Origin of the sequence: Streptococcus sp. 1032 (assembly GCF_013277015.1) — a bacterium.
GTDB lineage: Bacteria > Bacillota > Bacilli > Lactobacillales > Streptococcaceae > Streptococcus.
The window spans coordinates 1-12,313 of sequence record NZ_VMMD01000008.1; the positions used below are offsets into that span (position 1 = coordinate 1).

The 12,313-nt window shown below is 39.4% G+C and carries 7 protein-coding genes and 1 pseudogene; all 8 read left to right on the plus strand.

The genetic code is table 11. From position 1 onward, the window contains the following. Positions 1-125: 125 nt before the first annotated feature. Positions 126-467: pseudogene (locus HT711_RS11030) on the plus strand (DUF1542 domain-containing protein); the annotation flags it as partial. A gap of 480 nt (positions 468-947) precedes the next feature. Further along, positions 948-1,364: a transmembrane domain-containing protein gene (locus HT711_RS11035; RefSeq protein WP_345890033.1), complete on the plus strand. Its 417-nt coding sequence runs from the start codon at positions 948-950 to the stop codon at positions 1,362-1,364. A gap of 229 nt (positions 1,365-1,593) precedes the next feature. Beyond that, a complete protein-coding gene (gene ccdA2, locus HT711_RS01485) occupies positions 1,594-2,301 on the plus strand; it encodes a thiol-disulfide oxidoreductase-associated membrane protein CcdA2 (RefSeq protein WP_173233975.1) in 708 nt (235 codons plus the stop codon). An 11-nt stretch (positions 2,302-2,312) separates the two neighbouring features. After that, positions 2,313-2,879 (plus strand): thiol-disulfide oxidoreductase-associated lipoprotein SdbB, encoded by a 567-nt coding sequence (gene sdbB / locus HT711_RS01490; protein WP_173233977.1) that lies wholly within the window; start codon positions 2,313-2,315, stop codon positions 2,877-2,879. A 120-nt stretch (positions 2,880-2,999) separates the two neighbouring features. Further along, a complete protein-coding gene (locus tag HT711_RS01495; RefSeq protein ID WP_173233979.1) occupies positions 3,000-4,391 on the plus strand; it encodes an amino acid permease in 1,392 nt (463 codons plus the stop codon). Between the two features lie 142 nt (positions 4,392-4,533). Further along, complete coding sequence (gene adcAII / locus HT711_RS01500) at positions 4,534-5,451, plus strand: zinc-binding lipoprotein AdcAII (RefSeq protein ID WP_173233981.1); 918 nt, start codon at positions 4,534-4,536, stop codon at positions 5,449-5,451. A gap of 7 nt (positions 5,452-5,458) precedes the next feature. Continuing rightward, positions 5,459-8,551, plus strand: coding sequence for a pneumococcal-type histidine triad protein (locus HT711_RS01505; RefSeq protein ID WP_173233983.1), 3,093 nt, complete (start codon positions 5,459-5,461; stop codon positions 8,549-8,551). A 210-nt stretch (positions 8,552-8,761) separates the two neighbouring features. Continuing rightward, positions 8,762-12,292, plus strand: a complete 3,531-nt coding sequence (locus HT711_RS01510) for a pneumococcal-type histidine triad protein (protein ID WP_173233985.1) — start codon at positions 8,762-8,764, stop codon at positions 12,290-12,292. The last annotated feature ends 21 nt before the right edge of the window (positions 12,293-12,313 follow it).

A 12,313-nucleotide genomic window follows, 5' to 3' on the forward strand; every position in this document is an offset into this window, starting at 1 on the left:
ACGCTAATGTAGAGACAGAGAAAAACAAAGGTATCACAGCTATTGGAGCTGTAACAACAGCGAACAAGGCGAAAGCAAGCGCAATAGCTGCAATTGAAGCTAAAGTTACAGAAAAAACAAATCAGATTACACAAGATTCAAGTTTAACTGAGGACGAAAAAACAGCAGAGAAGAACCAAGTTACTCAAGAAGCAGGTAAAGCAAAAACTGCCATCAATCAAGCAACTACTAACGCTAATGTAGAGACAGAGAAAAACAAAGGTATCACAGCTATTGGAGCTGTAACAACAGCGAACAAGGCGAAAGCAAGTGCAATAGCTGCAATCAATGCTGCTGCATTTGCTAAGAAAACAGAAATTTCGAATCGTTTTGATTTGACAACTGAGGATAAGTCAAGAGCATTGCAACAGGTGGATCAAGAAGCTAAGGATGCTAAGATTGCGGTGGACAAGGGCGTAACAAATAAGGATGTAGAACAGGCAAAAGTGGCAGGAATCGATGCTATCAAGAACATCAATCCACAACCATCTCCACGTCCGCTTCCTACGCCTCAACCTCAACCTCAACCTTCTACTCCTACTCAGCCAGACCAAGGAGCTACTGAGACTCCAACAGCTCCATCTGATCCAGCTCCACAATCGTCTCAACCAACTGCTCCGAGTCAACCTGCAAGTCCTGCTCCAGCTCCAAGTTCAGCTCCGACTCAAGCTCCTAGAGTGGCAGCAAGCGCTTCAGCTAGCTCAACGAGCACGCAAGCTCCAGCTCAAGAGCAAGTTGACAAGTCTGAACTTCGTGCCTTGACTCAAGAGTTAGACCAACGCTTGAAAGCTTTGGCAACAGTATCTGATCCGAAAATCGATGCAGCCAAGGCTGTCCTCCTAGATGCTCAAAAAGCTCTGGAAGATAGTGCCTTGACAGAGCAAGGTCTGCGTACTGCAGTAGAGTCTGTGAAGGCTGTCTTGGACTCTCTCAAAGATGTGAAAGCAAATGCTAGCGACAGCAAGCCTACACAGGACAAGAAAGATGCTAAGCAAGGAACGGAAGATAGTAAGGATTCAGATAAGATGACTGAAACAAACTCAGTTCCAGCAGGAGTGATTGTGGTCAGTCTACTTGCTCTCCTAGGCGTGATTGCCTTCTGGTTGGTTCGTCGTAAGAAAGGGTCAGAAATCCAGCAATTAAGCACGGAATTGACCAAGGTTCTCGGACAGCTAGATGCAGAAAAAGCGGATAAAAAAGTCCTTTCCAAAGCCCAAAAACTTCTCCAAGAAACCCTTGATTTCGTGAAAGAGGAAAATGGCTCAGCAGAGACAGAAGCTAAACTAGTAGAGGAGCTTAAAGCAATCCTTGCCAAACTCAAGTAAAACATGAATTATGAAATGTCAGACCTAAAAGACATTTTCGTTCACAAAAGCAGCGACGAGTAACCCTTGTCGTTGCTTTTTGGCTATTTTGGGGACAAGATCCACCTTGACTAGCAAAAGAAAAGAGTAGTCCAATAGTGCCCGATACGATTTTGCGTAGCAGAAAGCATACAAATTAAATTGAATATAGTAAAATAGGATTAGAAATCTTAAGAAAGTTGGTTCTTTATTGGAAACGATAATATTTTCAATCTCCGTTTTTTTAGCAGGGGTCTTGTCCTTCTTTTCTCCCTGTATTTTTCCTCTTCTGCCAGTCTATGCTGGAATTTTATTGGATGATCAGGAAAGTGCAAAAAGCTTTTCTTTATTTGGGAGAAAGGTTCTCTGGTCAGGCTTGATTCGAACACTTTGCTTTATCGCAGGTATTTCTCTTATTTTCTTTATTCTAGGCTTTGGCGCTGGTTACTTTGGTCATATTCTCTATGCCAATTGGTTTCGATATGTCATGGGAACCATTATTATCATTTTAGGTCTTCACCAGATGGAAATTTTTCATTTTAAGAAATTAGAGATTCAAAAAAGTTTTACTTTCAAGAAATCAGAGGCAAATCGTTATTGGTCAGCTTTTTTACTCGGTATTACCTTTAGCTTTGGTTGGACGCCTTGTATTGGTCCAGTTTTAAGTTCTGTTTTAGCGCTTGCAGCTTCTGGAGGCAATGGCGCCTGGCAAGGAGCTATCTATACCTTGATTTATACTCTAGGGATGGCTATTCCTTTCTTGGTCTTGGCTCTAGCTTCAGGTGTAGTAATGCCATGTTTTAGTAAAATTAAACGTCATATGATGCTACTGAAGAAAATTGGTGGTTTCCTCATTATTTTAATGGGAATTTTGTTACTATTAGGACAAGTAAATGTTCTAGCTGGAATTTTTGAATAAAGGAGAAAAAGATGAAAAAAATAATGTTTGCTGGTTTAAGCCTTTTATCATTAGTCGTATTGATGGCCTGTGGTGAGGAAGAAACTAAAAAGACTCAAGCGGCACAACAGCCAAAACAACAGCAACAACAAACGTCCGTACAACAAATTGCTGTTGGAAAAGATGCTCCAGACTTCACCTTGCAATCCATGGATGGTAAAGAAGTTAAGTTATCTGATTACAAGGGTAAAAAAGTCTACTTGAAGTTTTGGGCTTCATGGTGTGGTCCATGTAAAAAAAGTATGCCTGAGTTGATGGAATTAGCTGCGAAACCAGATCGCGATTTCGAAATTCTTAGTGTCATTGCACCAGGAATTCAAGGTGAAAAAACTGTTGAGCAATTCCCACAGTGGTTCCAAGATCAAGGTTATAAGGATATCCCAGTTCTTTATGATACAAAAGCAACTACCTTCCAAGCTTATCAAATTCGAAGCATTCCTACAGAATACCTGATTGATAGTCAAGGAAAGATTGGAAAGATTCAATTTGGTGTTATCAGTAACGCGGATGCAGAAGCAGCATTTAAAGAAATGAACTAGAATCGATAAAATCTGATTACAATATGTAGTCAGATTTTTTTAGAAAATTATTTTATAAATATTCACAAATATCCTATATTTATGGTAAAATAGAATCATCATTTTATTTAGGAGTCAAATATGAATATATTTAGAACAAAGAATGTAAGTTTGGATAAAACGGAGATGCACAGGCATTTGAAGTTATGGGATTTGATTTTGCTGGGTATCGGAGCCATGGTAGGGACAGGCGTCTTTACAATAACAGGTACTGCAGCCTCAACTCTAGCTGGTCCAGCCCTAGTGATTTCAATCGTTATTTCTGCCTTGTGTGTGGGATTATCAGCTCTCTTTTTTGCAGAATTTGCCTCACGAGTACCTGCTACAGGTGGTGCCTACAGTTATCTCTATTCTATTTTAGGAGAATTTCCAGCTTGGTTGGCTGGCTGGTTAACCATGATGGAGTTCATGACAGCCATATCTGGTGTGGCTTCGGGTTGGGCAGCTTATTTTAAAGGCTTGCTCTCTCAATACGGGATAGCCCTTCCTCAGGCTTTAAATGGTACCTTTAATCCTCAAGCTGGGACATTTGTTGATTTATTGCCTATTCTTGTCTTGGTCTTGGTGACTTCACTTGTTTTACTAAATGCCAAGGCAGCCTTACGCTTTAATTCTATTCTAGTGATTTTGAAATTTTCCGCTTTAGCTCTCTTTGTTTTAGTAGGAATTTGGCATATCAAACTTGATAACTGGAGTAATTTTGCTCCTTATGGTTTTGGACAAATCTATGGCGCTAGTACTGGTATTATGGCTGGTGCGTCCTTGATGTTCTTCGGTTTTTTGGGATTTGAATCCATCTCTATGGCTGTAGATGAGGTCAAGACTCCTCAAAAAAATATTCCTAGAGGGATTGTCTTATCGCTTTCTATCGTAACCATTCTTTATGCCTTGGTGACGCTTGTCTTAACTGGTGTAGTTCACTATAGCCATCTAAATGTCGATGATGCCGTTGCCTTTGCCCTTCGTAGTGTTGGGATTAGTTGGGCAGCCAACTATGTGTCATTAGTGGCTATCTTGACCTTGATTACAGTTTGTATTTCGATGACCTATGCCCTATCGCGTATGATTTACAGTTTAGCGCGCGATGGCTTAATGCCTGCTGCCTTTAAAGAACTAACGAAGACAAGTAAGGTACCAAAAAATGCTACTATCTTGACAGGTCTAGCTTCAGCAGTAGCAGCAGGAATGTTCCCACTAGCTAGTATTGCAGCCTTCTTAAACATTTGTACCTTGGCCTACTTGATCATGCTGGCTTACGGCTTGATTCGCTTACGGAAAGAAAAAGGAATGCCCAAAGCGGGCGAATTTAAAACACCCTTGGTACCCTTATTACCGATTTTATCAATCATCATTTGTTTATCCTTTATGTTACAGTATAATATGGAAACCTGGATTGCTTTCTTGATTGCCTTGTTGATAGGAAGTATTATTTACTTCACTTATGGTTATAAGCATTCTACTATAGAAGAATAAAGTGAGAATCTGTTGAGTTGTTGAAACTCAGCAGATTTTTATATGTGAAAGAAATTTCAAATTTTTTCTAAAAATATCTTGACAGATTAAATTTTTAGGAGTAGAATGTTTACTAGTTAATTAAATGGTTAAGGAGTTGTTCATGAAGAAACAAAATTTATTTTTAGTCTTGTTAAGTGTTTTTCTATTATTGCTAGGAGCCTGTAGTCAAAAGGAAAGCCAGACAGGAAAGGGGATGAAAATTGTGACCAGTTTTTATCCTATCTACGCTATGGTTAAGGAAGTATCTGGTGACTTGAATGATGTTCGGATGATTCAGTCAAGTAGTGGGATTCATTCTTTTGAACCTTCGGCAAATGACATCGCGGCCATCTATGATGCAGATGTCTTTGTTTATCATTCTCATACACTCGAATCTTGGGCAGGAAGTCTGGATCCAAATCTAAAAAAATCCAAAGTTAAGGTTTTAGAGGCTTCTGAGGGAATGACCTTGGACCGCGTCCCAGGGCTAGAAGATGTGGAAGCAGGGGATGGAGTTGATGAAAAAACGCTCTATGACCCTCACACTTGGCTAGATCCTGAAAAAGCTGGTGAAGAAGCTCAGATTATCGCTGATAAACTTTCAGAGGTGGATAGTGAGCATAAAGAAACTTACCAGAAAAATGCGCAAGCCTTTATCAAAAAAGCTCAAGAACTAACTAAGAAATTTCAGCCTAAATTTGAAAAAGCGACTCAGAAAACATTTGTAACACAACATACAGCCTTTTCTTATCTAGCTAAGAGATTTGGGCTTCATCAACTTGGTATTGCAGGCATCTCTCCTGAACAAGAACCAAGTCCAAGACAACTAACAGAAATTCAGGAATTTGTTAAAACCTATAAGGTTAAAACGATTTTTACAGAAAGTAACGCTTCTTCAAAAGTAGCTGAAACTCTTGTCAAATCAACAGGTGTGGGTCTTAAAACTCTGAATCCTTTAGAGGCAGACCCACAAAATGACAAGACTTACCTAGAAAATCTTGAAGAAAATATAAGTGTTTTAGCAGAAGAATTAAAGTGAGGAAAGAATGAAAATCAATAAAAAATATGTAGCGGGTTCAGTGGCAGTCCTTGCCCTAAGTGTTTGTTCCTATGAACTTGGACGGTACCAAGCTGGTCAGGCTAAGAAAGAGTCTAATCGAGTTGCTTATATAGACGGTGATCAGGCTGGTCAAAAGGCAGAAAATTTGACACCAGATGAAGTCAGTAAGAGAGAGGGAATCAACGCCGAACAAATTGTTATCAAGATTACGGATCAAGGTTATGTGACCTCTCATGGAGACCATTATCATTACTATAATGGCAAGGTTCCTTATGATGCCATCATCAGTGAAGAACTGCTGATGAAAGATCCGAATTATCAGTTGAAGGATTCAGACATTGTCAATGAAATCAAGGGTGGCTATGTCATTAAGGTAAACGGTAAATACTATGTTTACCTTAAAGATGCGGCCCATGCGGACAATATTCGGACAAAAGAAGAGATTAAACGTCAGAAGCAGGAACACAGTCATAATCATAATGCAAGCACAGATAATGCTGTTGCTGTAGCCAGAGCCCAAGGACGCTATACAACGGATGATGGTTATATCTTCAATGCCTCTGATATTATAGAAGATACGGGTGATGCTTATATTGTCCCTCACGGCAATCACTTCCACTATATTCCTAAGAGTGACTTGTCTGCTAGTGAATTAGCTGCTGCCCAAGCCTTCCTATCTGGAAAAGGCGGTCAATTAAGTACGGTTGAATATCGTTCTAGCAGGGGAGAAACAAGATCTAGTGTGAGAACGAGTCAATCTGGAACTCCTCAAAATCCTGCAACAGATTCTGAAAGTCAAAGTGAGGATTTAGCTAGTCTCCTTCAAGAATTGTATGCTTTGCCACTTAGCCAACGTCATGTGGAGTCTGATGGATTAGTATTTGACCCAGCACAGATTATAAAACGTACTGCAAATGGTGTGGCAGTTCCTCACGGGGATCATTTCCATTTCATTCCGTATTCACAAATGTCTGCTTTGGAAGAAAAATTGGCTCGAAATCTACCAATTGGAGGTCGGCCAGTTCAAAAGCATTCTGATAATACGAAACCAAGCAGTACAGATAAACTAGGTTCAACCATTAAACCAAACTTTAATCTCAATACGCCGGCACCGAATAGAGCAACTGGAGGAGCCTATACAACAGATGATGGGTATGTCTTTAGTCCGACAGATGTGATTGAAGATACAGGTGACGCTTTTATTGTACCGCATGGTAACCATTTTCACTATATACCAAAAGGCGCTTTGTCTGCAGGGGAATTGGCTGCAGCCCAAGCCTATTGGAATGGGAAGCAGGGGTCTCGTCCTTCTTCAAGTTTTAGTCATAATGCAAACCCAGCTCAACCAAGCTTGTCAGAGAACCACAATCTAACTGTCACTCCAACTTATCATCAAAATCAAGGGGAAGACATTTCAAGCCTTTTACGTGAATTGTATGCCAAACCTTTGTCAGAACGACATGTGGAATCGGATGGCTTGGTATTCGACCCAGCACAAATAACAGATCGTACAGCAAATGGTGTTGCTGTGCCTCACGGAAATCATTATCACTTTATCCCTTATTCACAAATGTCTGATTTAGAGCAGAAGATTGCAAGAATGATTCTGTTAAAAGGGCAAAATGGTGCAGTCGTGCCAGGAATGCATTATTTGAAACCAGCACCAAAACCGCAAGCTCAACCGTCAACTGAGAAAAAACAAACTAATTTTGCAGTAGAACAGGTTGTTAGAAAAGTTGGAAAAGGATATGTTGTGGAAATTGCTGGTGTCAGTCACTATGTTTTTGCTAAAGACTTGGCTAAGGATAAGATTGATGCTATTGAAAATCTCTTGTCTAAGAAAACTCAAGAGACACATGCTCTAGTTGCGAAGAAAGAAAACGTCTCTTCTCGTGACAAAGAATTTTATGATAAAGCTTACAATCTGTTAACCCAGGCTCATAAAGCCTTGTCTGAAAATAAGGGGCGTGCTGTTGATTTCCAAGCCTTAGACAAATTAGCAGAACGCTTGAATAATGAATCTTCTAATAATAAAGTAAAATTGGTAGATGATTTATTGGCATTTCTAGCACCGATTACCCACCCAGAACGCCTTGGCAAACCAAATGCTCAAATTGCCTATACAAACGATGAAATTAAATTAGCGAAATTAGCAGGTAAATATACAACCTCAGATGGCTACATTTTTGACGAACATGATATTGAAAGTGATGCAGGAAATGCCTACGTCACTCCACACTTGAACCATAGCCACTGGATTAAAAAAGACAGCTTATCTGAAGCTGAAAGGGCAGCAGCTCAGGCTTATGCTAAAGAAAAAGGCTTACAAGCTCCAAATTCTACTGAAGCAAAACCAGAGGCAACAGGGACAGAAGCTATCTATAACCGCGTAACAGCTGAGAACAAGGTACCATTAGAAAAAATACCAAATCATTTACAGTATACTGTAGCTGTACAGAATGGTTACTTTATAATTCCTCACTTTGATCACTATCATAATCTTAAGTTTGCATGGTTTGACGAAGGACTCTATAAGGCACCTGAGGGTTATACCTTAGAAGATTTATTTGCGACTGTAAAATACTACGTTGAACATCCGGACCAACGTCCTCATTCAGATAATGGTTGGGGTAATGCTAGCGACCATGTTCGTAAAAATAAGGCAGACCAAGACGGTAAACCTGATGAAAATAAGGAACATGATGAAGTAAGTGAGCCAACTCGCTCTGAATCTGATGAAAAAGAGAATCACGCTGGTTTAAATCCTTCAGCAGATAATCTTTATAAACCGAGCACTGATGAAGACGAGACAGAGGAAGAAGCTGAAGATACTACAGAAGAGCCAGAAGTCCATCAAGTAGAGACTGAAAAAGTGGAAGCCAAACTCAAAGAAGTAGAAGCTTTACTTGATAAAGTAACGGATGCTAGTCTGAAAGCTACTGCGACTGAAACCCTGGCTAGTTTACGAGGTAACTTGAGCCTGCAAACCATGGATAATAATGACATCATGACAGAGGCAGAAAAATTACTTGCTTTGTTAAAAGGTAGTGAGTCAGTTACGACGAAACCAGAAGCATAAGTTTATCCTATTAAATCAAGATGATGTAAGAGTCAGTAGTAATACTGGCTTTTATTTTTTTAAATGATATAAAAATCTTGACAGATAAACTTAAAAAAGGTAAACTATTTACTGGTTAATTAAATGGTTAAATAACCAGTTTAGAAAAATTGTTTAACCGAGAAAAAGAAGTTGAGAAAAAGCTTCATCATTTATTGAAATGAGGGATTTATGAAATTCAGTAAAAAGTATATAGCAGCCGGATCAGCTGTTATCGTATCCTTGAGTCTATGTGCATATGCACTAAACCAGCATCGATCGCAGGAAAATAAGGACAATAATCGTGTCTCTTATGTGGATGGTAGTCAGTCCAGTCAGAAAAGTGAAAACTTGACACCAGACCAGGTCAGCCAAAAAGAAGGAATTCAGGCTGAGCAAATTGTCATCAAAATTACAGATCAGGGCTATGTGACGTCACACGGTGACCACTATCATTACTATAATGGGAAAGTTCCTTATGATGCCCTCTTTAGTGAAGAACTCTTGATGAAGGATCCAAACTATCAACTTAAGGATGGAGATATTGTCAATGAGGTCAAGGGTGGTTATATCATCAAGGTCGATGGAAAATATTATGTTTACCTGAAAGATGCAGCTCATGCTGATAATGTTCGAACCAAAGATGAAATCAATCGTCAAAAACAAGAACATGTCAAAGATAATGAGAAGGTCAGCTCTGATGTTGCTGTAGCAAGGTCTCAGGGACGTTATACGACAGATGATAGTTATGTCTTTAATCCAGCTGATATTATCGAAGATACGGGTGATGCTTATATCGTTCCCCACGGAGGTCACTATCACTACATTCCAAAAAGTGATTTGTCTGCTAGTGAATTAGCAGCAGCAAAAGCTCATCTAGCTGGGAAAAATACTCAACCGAGTCAGTTAAGCTATTCTTCAGCAGCTAGTGACAATAACACGCAATCTGTAGCACAAGGCTCAACTAGCAAGTCAGAAAGCAAAGTTGAAAATCTCCAAAGTCTATTGAAAGAACTCTATGATTCACCTAGCGACCAACGTTACAGTGAATCAGATGGTCTGGTTTTTGACCCTGCTAAGATTATCAGCCGTACGGCAAATGGAGTTGCGATTCCGCATGGCGACCATTATCACTTTATTCCTTACAGCAAGCTTTCTGCCTTAGAAGAAAAGATTGCTAGAATGGTGCCTATAGGCGGGACTGATTCTACGGTCTCTACAAATGAAAAACCTCATGAAGTAGCGTCTAGTCTAGGAAGTCTTTCAAGTAGTCCATCTACTTTGAATCATGCCTCATTACTTACAAATAAGCCTATCTCTTCAACATCTGATGGCTATATCTTTAATCCTAAAGATATTGTCGAAGAAACTGCTACAGCCTATATTGTAAGACATGGTGATCATTTCCATTACATTCCAAAATCAACCGTAATTGGGCAACCGACTCTTCCAAACAATGGTCTAACAACACCTTCGCCATCTCTTTCAGCCAATCCTGGTGTTTCACATGTGGAACATGAAGAAGATGGTCATGATTTTGATGTCAATCGAATTATCAGAGAAGATGAAGCAGGATTTATCATGAGTCACGGCGACCACAACCATTACTTCTTCAAGAAGGATTTGACAGCAGACCAAATTAAGGCAGCGCAAGACCACTTGAAAGGTGCAAATACAACAACACCAAGTCCAGCTCATGATGCCGATGACGATCATGATGAAGATGCACATGGTCATCACCATGACGAACATGGCCATGATTTTGATGCTGATCGTGTCATCAGTGAAGATGATCAAGGATTTGTTATGAGTCACGGGGACCACAATCATTACTTCTATAAGAAGGATTTGACAGCAGAACAAATTAAGGCTGCACAGGACCATTTGAAAACACATCATGATGCAGAGCCTGTAAAACCTCTTGCTAAAACGGTAGAGTCTTTCTCAAGAGATGCTAGCGATGAAGAAAAAATTGCTTACATTTCTAAGACCTATGGGGTTCCACTTGAAGCGATTAGAATTTCAAACGGATTCTTTGTTTTTGGAAATCCAGACCAAGCCTACGATCCAACTCATATTCATCCTTATGCTGTTCGTAAGGAACATGTTCGACTTCCACTCCAAACTGGAAATCCAGAACTTGATTTCCTAAATGAACTTTATACGACTGCCTTACGTGATGGTGTGTCTCCTTATCGTTTGCAGGTTGAAAACGGTAGTTTTGTCATTCCTCATGGCGACCACAATCACTACATCAAGGTTCAAACCAAGGGCTATGAAGTGGCTTTGAAAAACAAGATTCCAGCTCTTCAATCCAACTATCAACCTGGAGCTTTTGATGAGAAGGCAGTTTTGGCAAAAGTAGATCAACTTCTAGCTGAAAGTCGAAACGTCTATAAAGAAGATCCAATCAAACAAAGACAGATTGAGTTAGCCTTAGGTCAGTTTACTGAAAACATGAAGAAATTGGCAACTAACTCTACAGCGGGTTATCTTGCGACACTTGATCTCTTTGATAAGCAATATATCCATATCGATGAAAGTGTCAAACCTGTTGAAACAAGTGCTTTAGATAAGAAATATCAGGTCTTGATTGATAAAATCAACACACTGGATACAGACTCTTATGGGCTTCCTAAGAAAGACCTTCTCGTTAAACTTCAAGAAGCTAAGTTAGCTAAAGATGAGGCTGGTTTAGCAGCGGTTGAATCACAACTGCAAGCTTTACAAGACTTTAATGATCGTACTGGTGATACAACAGTGAAATATATCAAGTACTTCTATGAGCATGTAAACGATGGTCGTTTAAGTGATGAGCTTCGTAATAAAGTAGCTAATTTGACTTTTACTTTATATCAATCCCAATCCTTCCGTAAGGCTGTGGACTTGAATAAATTGTTCCCAAGCATTTATCAAACAAAACAAGAAGTAGAAGATGCTTTGAAAAATCAGTCAGCTTCTACAAAAGTAAATGAAACAGTTTTAGATAAAGAAAAAGTTGATAGTCAATCTGCTAAGCAAGCAATTTATGAATTCCTGAAAGATCTTTATCCTGATCTTAAAAAAGAAGAGCATGTTAATCATGTTAGCAAGGAAGAAGTAGAAAGTCTTTTGAGCAAGGCAACTCAACTCTTAGAGCAAATCCAAGAAGAAGGAATCAGACAATCCTTGGAAGAAGAAGTAGAAAATCTCAAAGCTGCTACAAACAAGGCTGATGCAGACTTGGATGAAGTAAACAGCCAGATAAAAGATGTCTTGACTCGTATCGCCAGCGCCCTTCAACAAGAAAAGGAAAATGCTGAACAAGATCCTCAGACACTTGTACTCTATCAAAAACTCTACAATATTCTCATATCGCTTCACTCTTATTTAGAAAGTAATAATGGTTCTGATGAGGACTTTGATAAGGTGGATGCTCTACTAGATCAACTTTCTGCTAAGAGTAAAGACAAAGCAGCTTTACTTGAATTGACAAAAGCTATTCTGGTCTTGAATCACCAAATCCAGTCAAAAGCTAGCGCAAGTGAAGAAGCAACTCCAGCAAGAAATGCTGAAGCAAATGGTGCTAACACCAGTGCTGAGAACCAACCAAACGCAACTGCAGAATCTAACAGTGAAACTGCTAGCGACGAAAACAAACCAAGCAATACAAGAGATTCTAAACCTGCTGAATTAGCTTCAGAAAAGGAAACAACAGAATCTACAACAAGTACTGGAAACTAAGAAAAACCAGTAGAATAAAAA

What these genes read in the sequence shown, in the direction of transcription:
- sdbB (WP_173233977.1), top strand. Translation starts at nt 2,313, where the DNA reads ATGAAAAAAATAATGTTTGCTGGTTTAAGCCTTTTATCATTAGTCGTA.
- HT711_RS01495 (WP_173233979.1), top strand. Translation starts at nt 3,000, where the DNA reads ATGAATATATTTAGAACAAAGAATGTAAGTTTGGATAAAACGGAGATG.
- adcAII (WP_173233981.1), top strand. Translation starts at nt 4,534, where the DNA reads ATGAAGAAACAAAATTTATTTTTAGTCTTGTTAAGTGTTTTTCTATTA.
- HT711_RS01505 (WP_173233983.1), top strand. Translation starts at nt 5,459, where the DNA reads ATGAAAATCAATAAAAAATATGTAGCGGGTTCAGTGGCAGTCCTTGCC.
- HT711_RS01510 (WP_173233985.1), top strand. Translation starts at nt 8,762, where the DNA reads ATGAAATTCAGTAAAAAGTATATAGCAGCCGGATCAGCTGTTATCGTA.